The 16,451-nt window shown below is 66.6% G+C and carries 11 protein-coding genes; 6 read left to right on the forward strand and 5 right to left on the reverse strand.

What is annotated here, in order from left to right; genetic code table 11:
- Window positions 1–334: 334 nt before the first annotated feature.
- The 5 genes from ACYQ4T_RS00365 to ACYQ4T_RS00385 all read left to right on the forward strand — a co-directional run bounded on the left by ACYQ4T_RS00365 (window position 335) and on the right by ACYQ4T_RS00385 (window position 6,096).
- Window positions 335–2,518, forward strand: a complete 2,184-nt coding sequence (locus tag ACYQ4T_RS00365) for an LPS-assembly protein LptD (protein WP_459849803.1) — start codon at window positions 335–337, stop codon at window positions 2,516–2,518.
- A gap of 227 nt (window positions 2,519–2,745) precedes the next feature.
- Entirely contained in the window at window positions 2,746–4,029 is a 1,284-nt protein-coding gene (locus ACYQ4T_RS00370; protein ID WP_459849805.1) for a peptidylprolyl isomerase, read from the forward strand.
- A complete protein-coding gene (gene rsmA, locus ACYQ4T_RS00375) occupies window positions 4,026–4,901 on the forward strand; it encodes a 16S rRNA (adenine(1518)-N(6)/adenine(1519)-N(6))-dimethyltransferase RsmA (protein WP_459849807.1) in 876 nt (291 codons plus the stop codon). Before ACYQ4T_RS00370 ends, rsmA begins: the two co-directional genes overlap by 4 nt.
- Window positions 4,902–5,059: 158 nt before the next feature.
- A complete protein-coding gene (locus ACYQ4T_RS00380; RefSeq protein WP_459849809.1) occupies window positions 5,060–5,590 on the forward strand; it encodes a hypothetical protein in 531 nt (176 codons plus the stop codon).
- Window positions 5,584–6,096: a hypothetical protein gene (locus ACYQ4T_RS00385; protein ID WP_459849811.1), complete on the forward strand. Its 513-nt coding sequence runs from the start codon at window positions 5,584–5,586 to the stop codon at window positions 6,094–6,096. The genes ACYQ4T_RS00380 and ACYQ4T_RS00385 overlap by 7 nt, the downstream gene beginning before the upstream one ends.
- A gap of 558 nt (window positions 6,097–6,654) precedes the next feature.
- On the opposite strand, the gene ettA is transcribed toward ACYQ4T_RS00385, so the two are convergent.
- From ettA to ACYQ4T_RS00410, 5 genes are all read right to left on the reverse strand, one after another.
- A complete protein-coding gene (gene ettA / locus ACYQ4T_RS00390) occupies window positions 6,655–8,331 on the reverse strand; it encodes an energy-dependent translational throttle protein EttA (protein ID WP_459849813.1) in 1,677 nt (558 codons plus the stop codon).
- A 91-nt stretch (window positions 8,332–8,422) separates the two neighbouring features.
- Entirely contained in the window at window positions 8,423–9,175 is a 753-nt protein-coding gene (locus ACYQ4T_RS00395) for an alpha/beta fold hydrolase (RefSeq protein WP_459849815.1), read from the reverse strand.
- 43 nt (window positions 9,176–9,218) lie between these two features.
- Window positions 9,219–9,428 carry a DUF3606 domain-containing protein gene (locus ACYQ4T_RS00400; RefSeq protein WP_459849816.1) on the reverse strand — a complete coding sequence of 70 codons (210 nt, stop codon included), beginning with the start codon at window positions 9,426–9,428 and terminating at the stop codon, window positions 9,219–9,221.
- A 108-nt stretch (window positions 9,429–9,536) separates the two neighbouring features.
- Window positions 9,537–10,550, reverse strand: a complete 1,014-nt coding sequence (locus ACYQ4T_RS00405) for a diguanylate cyclase domain-containing protein (protein WP_459849818.1) — start codon at window positions 10,548–10,550, stop codon at window positions 9,537–9,539.
- A 243-nt stretch (window positions 10,551–10,793) separates the two neighbouring features.
- Window positions 10,794–12,458, reverse strand: a complete 1,665-nt coding sequence (locus ACYQ4T_RS00410; RefSeq protein ID WP_459849819.1) for an MFS transporter — start codon at window positions 12,456–12,458, stop codon at window positions 10,794–10,796.
- A gap of 195 nt (window positions 12,459–12,653) precedes the next feature.
- On the opposite strand from ACYQ4T_RS00410, the gene ACYQ4T_RS00415 reads away from it, so the two are divergent.
- The gene (locus ACYQ4T_RS00415) at window positions 12,654–16,409 is read left to right on the forward strand and encodes a hybrid sensor histidine kinase/response regulator (RefSeq protein WP_459849821.1); all 3,756 of its coding nucleotides are present in this window, start codon (window positions 12,654–12,656) and stop codon (window positions 16,407–16,409) included.
- The last annotated feature ends 42 nt before the right edge of the window (window positions 16,410–16,451 follow it).

Genomic DNA, 16,451 nt, shown 5'->3' on the forward strand with positions numbered 1-16,451 from the left:
CTCCGGCCCGTCCATTTGAAATCGGCTCAAGAGTTAGCATGGCGAGGCCGCCTCGCCAACCGGGAAGCGCGCGCGGCGACGACTCGCAAGTCCATGAAATCAGTGGACGAATGGACTTAACGTGCTAGTTTACCGGCCAATGAGCGCGGCCGGAATCCGGCCCTTCGAGGCCGCCGGCGAAACGGGGGAAAGCCCGGGGCGAGTCCAAGGGCTGTCGGCCGCCTGAATAAGACCATGAGGGGATCTTCGGGGTGGCGGCGTGAGGCGGCTCAAGCCTTCCAGCGGGTTTGCAGCGAGCGGGCAACCGACGGGTACGCCTGCGCAGGCGCGGCGCGTGCACCGGCTGCGCCGCTTTCTGCTCGGCGCCACCGTGCTGTTCTGCGTCTGGCATATGACACTCGGTGCGGCGCAGGCGAGCGACAGCCCGGTCGACTTGATCGCCGACGAGGCAGGCTACGACCAGCAACTCGGCGTCTACGTCGCGCGCGGCCATGTCGAGATGGCGCAGGACGACCGCGTCGTCATGGCCGACACCATCACCTACAACGAGCGCTCGAAGACGATCAGCGCCTCGGGCAATGTGACCTTGCTGCTGCCGAGCGGCGACACCGTCTTCGCCAACTACGTCGATCTCTCCGACGACTTCCAGAACGGCGTGATCAGGAGCTTCCGCGCGCTGCTCAGGGACAAGTCGCGCCTCGCCGCCTATTCGGCGCAGCGCGTGGGCGGCACCAAGCAGATCCTGAACAAGGCGGTCTACACGCCCTGCCTTCCGTGCAAGACCGACCCCACGCGCCAGCCGGTCTGGCAGATCAAGGCCGACCAGGTGGTGCGCGACGAAGCGGCACAGACCATCACCTATCACGGCGCCTGGATGGAAATGTGGGGCGTGCCGGTGTTCTACACGCCGTTCTTCCAGCATCCGGACGTGGAGGTGAAGCGGCAGAGCGGCCTCCTGAACCCGGGCTTCTCGGTCTCGTCCGGCCGTTCCGGCGTTCAGGTGCGGCAGCCCTATTTCATCACGCTCGGCGACGACAAGGACGTGACCATCACGCCGATCGCCCGCGTCACGGGCGAACCCGACCCGGCGGGCGGCGTGCTCCTGGGCGAGTACCGGCAGCGCGTGCCCAACGGCGTATTCACCCTGGCGGCTTCCGGCACCTACGAAGCCGAGCCGGAGGATGACGACGAGGACAACCGCAAGCTTCGCGGCCATGTCGCCGGCCAGGGCCTGTTCGACTTGAGCCGCGACTGGCGCTGGGGCTTCAATTTCAAGAACGCCACCGACCGGGATTATCTGCGGCAGTACCATCTGGGCTCGCGCCGCTGGCTCGAGGACACGCTGTGGAGCGAGGGCTTCTTCGGCCGCAGCTATTTCGAGGCGCGCGGCTACGGCTGGCAGACCACCGACGACAGCCTGCGCGACGACACCGCGCCGATCATCGCGCCGCTCTTGAACTACAACTTCACCAGCGAGCCCGGTGCCGGCGGCGGCTACTGGGGCCTCGACGTCGGCATGATGAACCTGGTGCGACGCGAGGGCCGCGACTCTTTTCGCGTCTCGATGCATCCCAGCTGGAACCTGCCCTATACCAGCTCTTGGGGCGACGTCTGGGAGCTCAACCTGTCGGTCGCCGCGGATCTCTACGCCACCAACCGCACCGATCCTCAGAGCGACAACTTCGACGCCTCGGAGGACACGCCGACTTTCGACGGCGTCACCGGCCGCGTCTTCCCGCAGGGCAGCCTGAAATGGCGCTATCCCTTCGTGAAGCCGGGCGAGACCTTCACCCAGGTGCTGCAGCCGATCGTGCAGCTGGTGATGTCGCCCGACTGCTGCAACACCGGCAAGATCCCGAACGAGGACAGCCGCGCCTTCGAATGGGACGACACCAAGGTGTTTTCGGCCGACCGCTTCACCGGCCTCGACCGCGTCGATTCCGGCTCGCGCGTCAACTATGGCTTCGACTGGAGCGCCTATAACAACAGCGGCGGCCGCGCCGAGGTCTTCCTCGGCCAGAGCTACCAGTTCATCCGCAGCCACGACGAGCCGGAGAACAGCGGTATCCGCAGCGACCTCACCGACCTGGTCGGCCGGGTCGCGCTGCAGCCGAACGAGCTCCTGAACGCAACCTATCGCTTCCGCTTCAACGTCGAGGACGCGAAGATGAAGCGGCAGGAAGTCAGCCTCACCGCCGGTCCACAGGAATTCTACGGCTCGGTCAACTACATCCATCTTTCCGACAACGACGACTTCGGCAGCCGCGAGCAGATCTATGGTTCGCTGAACACGAAATTCCTCGACTATTGGTCGGCCTCGGCCGGCGCCAGCTACGACCTGGTCGGTAAGGAGATCAACGGCCTCTACGGCGGCTTCGGCTATAATGACGAATGCTTCGGCTTCAACCTCAACGCCCAATACAGCCCGGACGGCGACACCGACATCTCGTCGGGCAAATTCGCCGCTTTCGTGACCTTCACCTTCAAGAATCTCGGCGACATCGGGGCTTCCTTCTGACGATGTCTCGCCCGATCAGCATATCTTGGGCGGCGGCGCCGGATTCGGTCGGGATCAGCCGGCGGATTGCGTTATCGTGACGGACTTGGTTGACTGGTCTAGAACCCGAGGGGCGGCGGGTCGTCGACCGGGGCGTCGGCCTGGGCATCGACCGGGAGTGGGTTGGATTGGAGATCGGATTGTTCGCTAGCTTGCAATCGCGGAACGGAATGCCGGGCGTCCGCCGGATGGCTTGGCCGCGCTGCCTCGCCATGCTCTTCCTCGTCCTGGCTGTCGCGGTCGGCGCCCGAACCGCCCTGGCGCAGGACGAGCTGAAGATCGCCGCGGTCATCAACGACGACGTGATCACCCAGCTCGACGTGGTCGCGCGGCTGCGCGCCGCGATGCTCTCGGCTCGGCTGCAGGATACGCCGGAGACGCGGCAGCAACTCCTGCCCAACGTCATGCGTTCGCTGATCGACGATCATCTCAAGGTGCAGGAGGCGCGGGCGCAGGGCGTCACCGTGGGCGACGGCGAGATCAACGGCCGCATCGCCAGCCTGGCGAGCCGCAACAATATGTCGCGCGAGGAGTTCGAGAGCTACCTCAACGGCAACGGCATCCTGATCTCCGCGCTGATCGACCAGATGCGTGCCGACATCGCCTGGAGCCGCCTGGTGCAGCGCAAGCTGCGCTCCACCATCCGCATCACCGACGCCGAGATCAACGAGGCGCTGGCGCGGGCCAAGGCCGGGCAGGGCAAGGCCGAGTATCGCATCTCGCAGATCTTCCAGGCGGTCGATGCGCCGAAGGATGCACCCGCCGTGCAGCAGTCGGTGCAGCGCCTGCTGGACCAGCTGAACAGCGGCGCCGACTTCGCCTCGCTGGCGACGGAGTTTTCGCAGGACACCAGCGCCTCCGACGGCGGCGACATCGGCTGGCGCCGACCCGACCAGGTCGATCCCGCGATCGCCGCCCAGCTGACGCCGCTCGGCAGCGGCGACGACGTGCGCGGCAAGGTGCTGGGGCCGATCCAGGGCACCGGCGGCTACTACCTGATCCGGATCGAGGACGTCCGGACCGGCAGCGAATCGGTGGTGGCGCCGGGCTCGGTCCATATGGTGCGGCTGGTCTGGCCGCTGACCCCGAACGCCTCCGAGCGCGAGGTGAAGGCGGCGCAGGAGCAGGCCGATGTCTTCTCCAAGAAGGAGGCGCATAGCTGCGAGGAGTTCGAGCGCCTGGCGCAGGACGCGCGGCCGGCGGTGTTCCAGGATATGGGCCGGCCGCAGGTCGATGACATGCCGGCGGAAATCCGCAACATGGTGATGACGCAGCCGGTCGGCGAGCCGACCAGCGCCATCCGCGGCGATGCCGGCGTCGCGATCTTCGTGGTTTGCGACCGCGGCGATACCAACGGCCAGGTGTCGCGCGTCGCGATCGCCGACCGGCTTGCCTCCGAGCGGCTCGAGACCCTCGCCCGCGGATATCTCAGCGATCTCCGCCGCGCGGCCTATATCGACATCCGCCTATGAGCAACGAGACCACGGAACTGCTGGCCAAGGATGGCCTGCCGCCGCTGCGCGAGGTCTTGCGCCGGCACGGCATCGAGGCCAAGCGCGCGCTCGGCCAGAACTTCCTGTTCGATCTCAACCTGACGCAGAAGATCGCCCGCAGTGCGGGCAAGATCGACGAAGGCACGGTGATCGAGGTCGGCCCCGGTCCCGGTGGTCTGACCCGCGCCCTCTTGATGGAGGGGGCCCGGAAGGTGATCGCGATCGAGCGCGATGCCCGTGCGCTTCCCGCGCTGGCCGACGTCGCCGCGCGCTATCCCGGCCGCCTCGAGGTGGTGGAGGGCGACGCCCTCAAGGTCGATGCCGCCAAGCTCGGCGAGGCGCCGCGCCGCATCGTCGCCAACCTCCCTTACAACGTGGCGACGCCGCTGCTGCTGAACTGGCTGGAGCAGGCGGAAGCTTTCGCCTCGCTGACTTTGATGTTCCAGAAGGAAGTCGCCGACCGCCTGACCGCGACGCCGCGCAGCAAGGATTATGGCCGGCTCTCGATCGTGACCCAGTGGCGCTGCACGGCGAAGCAGCTGTTCGACATCCCGCCGCGCGCCTTCATCCCGCCGCCGAAGGTGACCTCGACCGTGGTGCAGCTGATCCCGCACCCGCAGCCGCTCTACCCCGCCGACCCCCGCGACCTCGAAGCCGTCGCCGAAGCCGGCTTCGGCCAGCGCCGCAAGATGCTGCGCCAGTCGCTGAAGACCCTGCCGGTCGAAGCCAACGCGCTGCTCGACCGCGCCAACATCCGCGACACCGCCCGCGCGGAAGAACTCAGCATCGAAGAATTCTGCCAGCTCGCCCGCGCCTTCGGCGAAATGCGCCGCAGGGGGCGGAGCGGCTAGGGCCGACCCCCAGCCGAAGAAGTCCCCTCCCCCAAGATCGGGGGAGGGTTAGGGAGGGGGTTGATGCAGCCGGGATGCCGGCAGAGCAATGATCGGCGAAAGATCCAGTGGGCGTCATTTCATGCTATCCTGCGTCCATCGGTTGCATGGGACAATTCATGCGCGTCCTCCCTTTCTACCTGGTCCTGAATTTCGTTGCTGTCTGCAGTTCTGCTCTGCATGCGGACGAGAGCGTGGGCCGCTTCCTCGGCTTGGGTTACGACGATCCGAGTGGCGACAGTCCCTATGGGCCGCTGACGTGGCGCGGCGAAAGGCTGTGGGTCGAAACCAACGAGGGCCAAAGGCTCGTCGATCCCGCCACCGCCGACGTTCTGTATCAGCAAGCTGGGCAGCTGAGGTTGAGCCTCTACGCCTGTACCGGCGAAGGCGCCGCCACGGTGTTTTGGTTCGACGACTTTCAGAGCAATCGGATTGTCTGGCGGTCGATGGACGGTCGAGAGAGCGGAGAGCTGCGTGGTTTTGCGCGGAGCGACGATACCGGCTGGCCCATGATCGATATCGGAACGAAACAACTCGTCAGTCTAGTGGAAACCGGAATCGACTCACGGCGCCCGGCCTGCCCGCAGGACTATCAGCAGTCGCTGTTCCGAAAGGCCAGATTGGCGCCCTCGTCGACGATGACGTGCTGAACGGATTCAAGGTGCTGGCGCCCGGCCTCATCGAGGTGGACTCATATCGCGGCGGCATCGACACGGCGATAATCCTTCGCGTCGAAGTGCGCGGTAGCTCGGCAGAGGTCAACCGAAGTTGGGCTTTGGAGGATCTATTGGAAGAGCTCCTCTTGTCGCCGATCGTTGGCGTCTATAACTGGCCAAGGTTAGCGCCGGACGGCAGCCTGTCCTTTACGCTCGTGAAGCGGCACGAGGGGAGTGTGGTGAAGGACATCCAGAGTTGCATGGTCAACAACCTCGACAGCGGCGAACCGAACGCAAGGTGCGAATCTGAAACCTCAGTTGTTGATGTGGAAGCCATGCAACATCCGGAGCGAACTCGCTGTGGGACCTGCTATGGCGCGGGAACCTCGCCGTCTGGTCGCTGGAGCGCCTGGATGAAGGAAGTGGCCATCGACAACGATAATGATGTCGGAACTGTCGAGCTCTACCTTGCCCCCACCGCCGACCTGCTGAAGCCCTGATCGCAGCGAATTCCGGCGCGAGGAATTTCACTTGCATACTCCCGAATTCAGAAGATTCGCAGGACCAGCCGCGCCGTTTGTGGTATGATAGCTGCCTGCCCTCCGAAGCGCACAACGCGTAGGCGGGCGCTGTTTGAAATGGTCCATCGCTCAGCATTGACCCGGCATGACTGCGCTGGTTCTACTGGATCGATCGCTGCATTGACCGAGCATGTACGGATCGCGCGGGCTCGGCAGATCGCTCTGCATTGACCGAGCATGTACGGATCGCGCGGGCTCGGCAGATCGCTCTGCATTGACCGAGCATGTACGGATCGCGCGGGCTCGGCAGATCGCTCTGCATTGACCCAGCATGTACGGAATGCCGATCCAGCACCCGCGCTGCTGCGCCGCAACGCAGACCGGACGCAGACAGAGCAAAAAAATCGGGCGCCGGTCGGACGAGCGAAATGCTTTCCGCTCAAGAGGTTGAGCCGATCTTCCGGATCGAAGCCGTTGCGTGTCGGCGCGGCGGCGGCGGTGCCGCAGCACCGCCGCCCCGTCTGCTTAAGCCGTCTGCTATTGCCGGACCAGCGGCTTGTACTTGATCCGGTGCGGCTGGTCCGCGTCCGAGCCCAGGCGCTTGTGCCGGTCGACCTCGTAGTCCTGGTAATTGCCTTCGAACCATTCCACATGGCTGTCGCCTTCGAAGGCCAGCATATGGGTGGCGATGCGGTCGAGGAACCAGCGGTCGTGGCTGATCACCACGACGCAGCCGGCGAACTCGGTGAGAGCTTCTTCCAGAGCGCGCAAGGTGTCGACGTCGAGGTCGTTGGTCGGCTCGTCGAGCAGCAGGACGTTGGCGCCGGACTTCAGCATCTTGGCGAGATGCACGCGGTTCCTTTCGCCGCCGGAGAGCTGGCCGACCTTCTTCTGCTGGTCGGTGCCCTTGAAGTTGAAGCCGGCGACATAAGCCCGGCTCGGCATCTTGCGCTTGCCGAGCTCGATTTCCTCATGGCCGTCGGAGATCTCCTCCCAGACGGTCTTGTCGGCGCGCAGGCTGTCGCGCGACTGGTCGATATAGCCGAGCTTCACCGTGTCGCCGACCTTGAACGTGCCGCTGTCCGGCTTCTCGCTGCCGGTGATCATGCGGAAGAGCGTGGTCTTTCCGGCGCCGTTCGGGCCGATCACGCCGACGATGCCGCCCGGCGGCAGCTTGAAGGAGAGATCCTCGATCAGCAGCTTGTCGCCGAAGCCCTTGGTGAGATGCTGCGCCTCGATGACGAGATCGCCGAGGCGCGGGCCGGCCGGGATGTAGATCTGCGCCTGCTCGACGCCCTTCTCGTTCTGCTGGGCGAGCAGCGCTTCATAGGCGTTAATGCGCGCCTTGGACTTCGCCTGCCGCGCCTTGGCGCCCTGGCGGATCCATTCCAGCTCGCGGCTGAGGGTGCGCTGGCGCGAGCTCTCGCTCTTCTCCTCGATCTCCTCGCGCTTGGCCTTCTGCTCCAGCCAGCCGGAGTAGTTGCCTTCGTAGGGAATGCCGCGGCCGCGATCCAATTCCAGGATCCAGCCCGCGGCATTGTCCAGGAAGTAGCGGTCGTGGGTCACCGCCACCACGGTGCCGGTGTATTCCTGCAGGAACTGCTCCAGCCAGGCGACCGATTCGGCGTCCAGGTGGTTGGTCGGCTCGTCCAGGAGCAGCATGTCGGGATGGGAGAGCAGCAGCCGGCAGAGCGCGACACGGCGCCGCTCACCGCCCGAGAGCTTGGTCACGTCGGCATCGCCCGGCGGGCAGCGGAGCGCGTCCATCGCGATCTCGACCTTGCGGGTCACGTCCCAGGCATCGGCCGCGTCGATCTTCTCCTGCAGCTCGGCCTGGCGCGCGAGCAGGGTGTCGAAATCCGCGTCCTCCTCGCCCATGGCGTTGGAGACTTCCTCGAACTCCTTCAGCAGCGCCGCGGTCTCGCCGACGCCTTCCATCACGTTGCCGAGCACGTCCTTCTCGGGATCGAGCCGCGGCTCCTGTTCCAGGTAGCCGACCGAGACGCCTTCGGCGGCCCAGGCCTCGCCGTTGAAGTCCTTCTCGACCCCGGCCATGATCTTGAGCAGGGTCGATTTGCCGGATCCATTGTGACCCAGCACGCCGATCTTGGCGCCGGGCAGGAAGCTGAGCCAGATGTCTTCCAGGACCTTCTTGCCGCCGGGATAGGTCTTGCCCAGACCCTTCATGACATAGATGTACTGATAGGCGGCCATTCCGCGCGCTCCCAAGATGCAAATTGCAGGATTTGCGCGGTCTTTTAGACCATCGGGCGCGAAAGCAAAAGCCCCGGCGCGGGCTGCGGCTTCAGGCCAGTTTTTCCAGGAAATCCGCCGCGGTCTCGAGCACGGTGCCGGTTCGCTCGCGATAGGGCGCGTGGCCGCAATCGGCGAGCTCCAGCCGCCGGGTCGCGGGCACGACCCGCGCGATCCGGTCGAGCTGCCCCAGGCTGAAATAGGGATCGTCCTTGCCTTGGATCAACAGGGTCGGCGCGCTCACCCGCGGCAGCAGGTCCTCGATGCTCCAGCCGGCGAAAGCCGGATCCAGCCAGGTCTCGGCCCAGTGGGCGAAGACCCGGTCGGGATCGCGGTGATGGCGCGCGAGCTTGGCCCGGAGCGCGCCACTCGCATAGGCGTCGCGCACCGCGACGATCGCCGCCGTCGTCTGCGGCTCGACCGTGACATGCGGCGCTTCGAGGATCAGGCTGGCGACGCGTTCCGGTGCGGTCGCCGCCGCGATCAGCGCAATGGCGGCGCCGTCGCTGTGCCCATAGAGATGCGCGCGCTCCAGCCCGAGCGCATCGAGCAGCAGCGGAATGCGCGCCGCTTCCCGCTGCAGGTAGTCGCGGCCGGGAGGGGCGGGCAGTGGATCGGACTGGCCGAAGCCCTGCCGCGACCAGGCGATGACCGGCCGCCCGGTCCGCGCGGCCAGCCGCTCGGGAAAATCGCGCCAGGTCGTGGCGGCGCCCAGCGCCTCATGCAGCAGCAGGATCGGCGTTCCCGTACCCGGCCACCGACGGAGATCCAGATTGATGGAGTCGATTGGGACGCGTTCGCTCATCGCCAAGACGTGCCGCAGCACGCCCGGGCTGGCAAGGGGCCCGTCAGATGCGGGCGTTGCTGCCCAGCGCGCGCGCCACGTCCTTGGCTACCGGCCCGACCTTCCGGACCGCGGCCTTCACTTCCCAGTGGGTCACGCCGAGCTTCGCCGACCAGTCTTTCAGCGCGTATTCTTCGTTGACGTCGATGCGATCCGCGCCGCTCGCTTCCCAGCTGCGCTGAATGGTCCCGGCAGTCGTCTTCTCTTCCGCCATCGTGTTCAACTCCTCGACTTGCCCCCCATTAAGCGCGGTCGGCTGGAATTGTTCCCGCAAGCGCGAGAAGCGCGGAAATCCTGGTGGCAGAAAGGGTTATCCGGCGGCTTACCGGGGGCTGTCGCTGCCCTGCTTGCGGGCGCGCTTGGCCGCGTACATGGCCTGGTCGGCTTTGTCGATCAGGGCGGCCGCGTCGGTGCCGTCGTCGGGGAAGACTGCGACGCCAAGGCTGGCGCCGAGCTTGAGCTCCTGGTCCTCGAAGCGGAGCGGGGCGTCGATCTCGGCGCTGATGCGGCTGGCCTGGAGCTCGACGCCGGCGCGGCTCTTCACGTCCGGCAGCACGACGCCGAACTCGTCGCCGCCCAGCCGCGCCACGGTGTCGCTTTCCCGGCACATGCGGCGCAGGCGCACGGCGAGTTCGCGGATTGCGGCGTCGCCGGCGCGGTGGCCGAACCGGTCGTTGATCGGCTTCAGCCCGTCCATGTCGAGATTGACGACGCCGAGCGGGCTTGCGTTGCGCGCCGCCAGCAGCAGGCCCTGGCGCAGCCGGTCGAATAACATCGCGCGGTTGTAGATGCCGGTCAGCGGATCGTGAGTCGCGCGGTAATAGAGATCGTTGAAGTCGGACGCCTTGTAGATGGCCGCGCCGATCAACCCGGTCATCAGTTCCAGCACCTTCCGGTCCCGCGCCGCGAAGGCCTCGGGTGCTCGCGCGGCGATCTTCAGGACGCCGATCGTGCGGCCGGAATAGACCAGCGGGGCCACCATCATGGAACGCAGCCCGACGCGCCGGCAGGCCTCGCGATCGACCCGGTTGTCGCCCTCGCTGTCCCGGCATTCCAGGATCTCGCCGCTCTGGACGCAGAAACCGGAGAGGCTGCCCTGGCGCTGCAGCCGCAGGCCGAGCTGCCCTTCGGCCATGCCCGAGGCGGCGCGATAGACCATCTCGTCGCCCTCAGCCATCTCGACGATCGCGCCCTCGGCGCGGGTCAGGCCCCGGATCCGGTCGACCACCAGGGTCAGCATGGCGCCGAGGTCCATGCCGAGCTTCGCGATGTCGTTCTGTGCCTGGATGATCCCCATCAGGTCGTCCGACTGGAGACCTGCCGCTTCCGCGCTCATGCCGCCCCCTATCACCAACATCGATGCACTGCCGTATCGCGCTACGAGATGCAGGTTCCGCCGCCTAGGATCGGATTCAAGGGTTGATTTATGCTGAACGCGTTACGGTTAAGCAGCGAAGGAGGGATTCTACCGCTGTGCGTTCCCGGCAAAGAAAAGCCCCCGTCCACGCGGGACGGGGGCTTGAGATACGCCTCGGCTGGCCGAGGAACCGAGGGGACTGGCCCCCGGTCGGCCAGGCGCCTACCAGACGTCGATCTTGTGGTCCTTGGTTTCGTGGATGAAGATGAAGCCGATCACGGCGGTCATTGCGGCGACCACGATCGGGTACCAGAGGCCGTAATAGATGTCGCCGCTGGCCGCCACCATCGCGAAGCTGACCGTCGGCAGGAAGCCGCCGAACCAGCCGTTGCCGATGTGATAGGGCAGCGACATCGAGGTGTAGCGGATCCGGGTCGGGAACAGCTCCACCAGCATCGCGGCGATCGGTCCGTAGACCATGGTCACCAGGATGACCAGCACCACCAGGATCAGCAGCACCATGACGTAGTTGATCTGCGCCGGGTCCGCCTTCGCCGGATAGCCCGCCGCAGTGACCGCGTCGGTCATCGCCTTGGTGAAGGCCTCGGTCTGCGCCTTCATGTCTTCCGGCGACAGACCGTGGCCCTCGAAGCCGGGGATCACGGTATCGCCGACCTTGACCTGCGCGACGGTTCCGGCCGGCGCGGCCTCGTTCTCGTAGTTCACCGCGGCTTTCGCCAGGAAGCTCTTGGCGATGTCGCAGGAGGTCAGGAACTTCGCCGTGCCCACCGGATTGAACTGGAACGAGCAGCGGGCCGGATCCGCCACCACCGTCACCGGCGCCGAGGCCTGCGCGGCATAAAGCGCAGGGTTGGCATAGTAGGCCAGGCCCTTGAACAGCGGGAAGTAGGCGAAGACCGCGATCGCGCAGCCGGCCAGGATGATCCGCTTGCGGCCGATCTTGTCGGAGAGCGCGCCGAACACGATGAAGAACGGCGTGCCGATCAGCAGCGATCCGGCGATCAGCAGGTTCGCCGTCGTCGCATCGACCTTCAGGGTCTGGGTCAGGAAGAACAGCGCGTAGAACTGACCCGTGTACCAGACCACGGCTTGGCCGGCGGTGAGACCGAGCAGCGCCAGGATCACGATCTTCAGGTTCGGCCAGCGCAGGAAGGATTCGGTCAGCGGCGCCTTGGAGCCCTTGCCCTCTTCCTTCATCCGCTTATAGACGGGGCTCTCGTTCAGCTTCAGGCGGATGTAGACCGAGATACCCAGCAGCAGGATCGAAATCAGGAACGGAATGCGCCAGCCCCAGTCGCCGAAGGCTTCCTCGCCCAGGGCCAAGCGGCAGGCCAGGATCACCAGCAGCGACAGGAAAAGGCCGAGCGTCGCCGTGGTCTGGATCCAGCTGGTCATCAGGCCGCGCTTCCCGGCCGGCGCATGTTCGGCGACATAAGTCGCGGCACCGCCATACTCGCCGCCGAGCGCCAGGCCCTGCAGCAGTCGGAGCGCGATCAGGATCACCGGCGCCGCGATGCCGATCGAGGCATAGCTCGGCAGCAGGCCGACCACGAAGGTCGAGAGGCCCATGATGGTGATGGTGATGAGGAAGGTGTATTTGCGGCCGACCAGGTCGCCGACCCGGCCGAACACCAGCGCGCCGAACGGCCGGACCGCGAAGCCCGCGGCGAAGGCCATCAAGGCGAAGATGAAGCCCGCGGTCGGGTTCACGCCGGAGAAGAACTGCTTGCTGATGATCGCTGCCAGCGATCCGTAGAGGTAGAAGTCATACCATTCGAACACCGTGCCGAGCGACGATGCGAACACGACTGTGCGCATTTCGCCTTTCTCGCTGCCGGCACTGGCGGAACTGGCGTAAGCGGTCATAGCCTGGTCTCCCCAAAGATGTTTCATCCCACCGGCGTCCCTGGTTCTTCTTTCGGCGCGCGGAAAGGCGCATTCCGAGGCCGGACGCCATGTTTTTTGATAGTCCGCGGCCCCGCAAATGGAACCCTAGACATTGGTCGTAGCCTTGCTCCGCCCGATGGACAGGCCCTTAAGCCTATGCGTTAATTGGTGGAAATGGCCCTCAGCCACGTCATACTCGCGCTCTCGCTGGTCTATCTCGGCCTGCTGTTCGCGGTCGCGCATTTCGGCGAGCGCCATGCCCTGCGCTGGTCGCGCGGCCGACTCGGGCCGATCATCTATTCGCTGTCGCTGGCGATCTATTGCACCTCCTGGACTTTCTACGGATCGGTCGGCCGCGCGGTCACCAGCGGCTACGATTTCGCGCTGATCTATGTCGGCCCCGCCGTGGTGATGATCGCGGCGCTGCCGCTGATGCGCCGCATCGTGGCGGTGGCCAAGCGCCAGAACGTGACCTCGATCGCCGACTTCCTCGGCGCCCGCTACGGCCGCAGCCGCGGCGTCGCCGTGCTCGCGACCTTGATCGCCGTCATGGGTGCGATGCCGTATCTCGCGCTGCAGCTCCAGGCGGTCTCCTTCAGCTTCGCGGCCCTTTCCGGCAATGCGGATGGGACCGGGCCGATCGGTGCCGGCACGCCGGCCTGGCTCGACACCGCCTTCATCGTCGCGCTGATGATGGCAGCCTTCACCATCCTCTTCGGCGTGCGCCATGTGCAGGCCAGCGAGCAGCACCGCGGCATGATGCTGGCGATCGGCTTCGAATCCCTGATCAAGCTTTTCGCCTTCCTCGCCGCCGGCATCTACATCGTCTGGCACATGTTCGACGGCCCGGCGGACCTGGTGGCGCAGTCGCAGGCGATCTCCGGTGCCGGCAAGCTTGCGACCTCCGGCTTCAACGCCAACTGGCTGGCCATAACGCTGCTCTCCGGCTTCGCTTTCCTCTGCCTCGACCGCCAGTTCCACGCCGCGGTGGTGGAGCACGATCACCCGGCGAGCCTCTCGACAGCCCGCTGGCTGTTCCCGCTCTACCTGCTGCTGATCAACGCCTTCGTGGTCCCGATCGCCATGGCCGGGCAGGTGCTGTTCGGCGCCAGCGGCATCCCGGACACCTACGTGCTCTCGCTGCCCTTGAGCGACGGCGCCAATTGGCTCGCGACCTTCGTCTTCATCGGCGGCCTTTCGGCGGCGACCAGCATGGTCGCGGTGGCCTGCATGGCCTTGAGCGGCATGGTCGGCAACGAGCTGGTGATGCCTTTCCTGCTGCGCGGCCGGCATCAGGATGCCGATCTCGGTCGTCTCGCGCTGCTGGTCCGCCGCATCGCGGTGGTGGTGATCCTGCTCGCTGCCTATGCCTTCTACAAGACCATCGCCGGCCTGCTGCCGCTGGCCACCATCGGTCTGGTTTCTTTCTGCGCGGTCGCCAATCTGGCACCCGCCTTGATTCTCGGCCTCTACTGGCGCGGTACCCATCGGCACGGCGTGATCCTCGGCCTGTTCGGCGGCTTCGTGGTCTGGCTCTGGGCGATCCTCTGGCCGACCATGCAGCCGGGCGAAGCTGCACCCCTGCCGCCCTGGGGCGTGCTCGGCTGGTTCGACCCAATGCCCCGCGGCTTCGTGCTCAGCCTCCTGGTCAACGTGGCGCTGCTGATTCTGGGCTCGCTGCTGGCGCGCCAGACCGCGCGCGACAAGCAGCAGGCCGCCGCCTTCATCGACGAGGCGACGCCAAAGACACGGGCGCAGCACACCGCCCCCAAGGACGAGTTGCACCAGCTCCGCGAACTCGCCGCTCGCTTCATCGGCCCCGAGCGGGCGGAGGAAGCCTTTCACGGCTTGAATCTCTCGGGCGCCGCCGCGGCCGAGTTCACCGAGCGCCTGCTCTCCGGCACCATCGGTGCTGCTTCGGCGCGCGTCGTGGTCACCATGTCACGGCGCAAGGGTGCCTGGCTCCCCGGCTGGCTGCCGGGCTCCGTGCGCGAGATGCTGAACGAGGCGACTGCGGCGATCCGCTACAACGCCGACGTGCTGCGCAAGACCCTCGACCATATGGGCCTCGGCATCGCGGTCTTCGACCCGACCGGCAAGCTCGAGGTCTGGAACGAGCGCTTCGCCATGCTGACCGGGTTGGATCGCGCGACCCTCGCCGCCGGCATCGATGTCGCGACTCTCTCTCGGGCAGCGCCCGCGCTCGCCGCCGTGGCGCCACCGGAGCCGAAGCCGGTCAGCGAAATCCGCCTGGCGAGCGGCGCCGTCACCGAGCTCCGCGTCGATCCTTTGTCCGGCGGCGGCATCGTCGTCACCGCCAACGACGTGACCGAGCGCGTGCGCACCGCGGAGGCCCTGCGCGACAGCGAGCGGCGGATCCGCATCATCACCGACAACGTGCCGGTGCTGATCGCCTATGTCGATCGCGACCAGCGCTATCGCTTCACCAACCGGCCCTATCAGGCCGCCTTGCGTCTCCGCCCGCACGAGGCGGAAGGCCAGCGCGTTGCCGACGTGCTGGGACCCATCCGCTACGGCCGCCTGAAGCCGCATATCGACCAGGTGCTGAACGGCCGGCCGCAGAATTTCGAGATCGACTTCCCGACCAACGACGCGAAGATCGAGGTGGCGCAGGGCAGCTACATCCCGCATTTCGATGAGCGCGGGCAGGTCGTCGGCTTCTTCCTGCTCTATGTCGACACCACCGAGCGGCGCCGCGCCGAGACGGTGCTCCGGACCCTGAACGAATCGCTGGAGAAGCGCGTGGTCGAGCGCACGGCCGAGCTCGAGACCGCCCGCGCCCGCGCCGAGGATGCTAATATCGGCAAGACCCGCTTCATCGCCGCCGCCAGCCACGACCTGCTGCAGCCGCTGCATGCGGTGCGCCTGTTCGTCGCGGCGCTGTCAGAGCGCTATCGCGACGAAGAGCTGGTGCGCAAGGTCGATCTGGGCCTGGGCGCGGTCGAGGCCTTGCTCGACGCCCTGCTCGACATCGCCAAGCTCGATGCCGGCGCGATCAAGCCGGAGAAGCGGCCGGTCCCGATCGGCCCGCTGCTGCAATCGCTGACCGAGGCCTTCGCGCCCGTGGCCAAACGCAACGGCATCGAGCTCCGGCTGGTCGGCAGCGCCGCCTGGGTCGATACCGACGTAGCGCTGCTCCGCCGCGTGCTGCAGAACTATCTCTCCAACGCGATCCGCTACGGCCGCAGCGGGGGCCCACGCCCGCGCGTGCTGCTCGGTTGCCGGCGCCGCGGCGGCTCATTGCTGATCGAGGTCTGCGACAACGGCCCCGGCATCCCCGAGGATCAGCAGGCGACCATCTTCCAGGAGTTCACGCGCCTGCGCCCGACCGACGACGCCGGCGAGCGCGGCCTCGGGCTGGGCTTGGCGATTGCCGACCGCATCGCCCGGATGCTCGGCCATGACCAGCATCTGCGCTCGACCGAGGGCAAGGGCGCTGCCTTCGGCATCGAGGTGCCGCTGGCCCTCTCCGAGACCCGCGCCCGTTTGGCCGCACCGTCGGAGGAGACGCGCGCCGATGCCTTGAGTCGCGCGCCCTTCGTCGCCTGCATCGACGACCGCGTGCAGGTGCTGGAAGGCATGACCGCTCTGCTCGAAAGCTGGGGCTGCACCACGGCCACGGCGCATGACGCCGACCAGCTCCTGGCCAAGCTCGTCGGCGCCGAGCGTCCCGACCTGCTGCTGATCGACCTCCACCTGGGCGACGACCGCCCCGATGGCATCCAGGAGCTGACCAAGCTTCGCACCGCCTGGGGTCCCGGCGTGCCCGTCGCGCTGATCACCGCCGACCGCGACCCTTCGGTCGCCGCGCGGGCGCGCGCGTTGGGCCTGGACGTGCTGCTGAAGCCGGTGAAACCGGCGAAACTGCGTGCCCTGCTGGCGCACTTGAACGTGAAGTCGGTTGCCTGACACACGTCAACCGCGGGCTTGACCCGCGGTTCTCGTGCCGAA

It is taken from the genome of Dongia sp. agr-C8, assembly GCF_054658695.1.

Excerpts from the sequence above, each read along its gene's own strand:
- ACYQ4T_RS00370 (WP_459849805.1), top strand. The coding sequence starts at position 2,746 with ATGGCTTGGCCGCGCTGCCTCGCCATGCTCTTCCTCGTCCTGGCTGTC.
- rsmA (WP_459849807.1), top strand. The coding sequence starts at position 4,026 with ATGAGCAACGAGACCACGGAACTGCTGGCCAAGGATGGCCTGCCGCCG.
- ACYQ4T_RS00380 (WP_459849809.1), top strand. The coding sequence starts at position 5,060 with ATGCGCGTCCTCCCTTTCTACCTGGTCCTGAATTTCGTTGCTGTCTGC.
- ACYQ4T_RS00400 (WP_459849816.1), bottom strand. The coding sequence starts at position 9,428 with ATGGCGGAAGAGAAGACGACTGCCGGGACCATTCAGCGCAGCTGGGAA.
- ACYQ4T_RS00410 (WP_459849819.1), bottom strand. The coding sequence starts at position 12,458 with ATGACCGCTTACGCCAGTTCCGCCAGTGCCGGCAGCGAGAAAGGCGAA.
- ACYQ4T_RS00405 (WP_459849818.1), bottom strand. The coding sequence starts at position 10,550 with ATGAGCGCGGAAGCGGCAGGTCTCCAGTCGGACGACCTGATGGGGATC.
- ACYQ4T_RS00395 (WP_459849815.1), bottom strand. The coding sequence starts at position 9,175 with ATGAGCGAACGCGTCCCAATCGACTCCATCAATCTGGATCTCCGTCGG.
- ACYQ4T_RS00415 (WP_459849821.1), top strand. The coding sequence starts at position 12,654 with ATGGCCCTCAGCCACGTCATACTCGCGCTCTCGCTGGTCTATCTCGGC.
- ettA (WP_459849813.1), bottom strand. The coding sequence starts at position 8,331 with ATGGCCGCCTATCAGTACATCTATGTCATGAAGGGTCTGGGCAAGACC.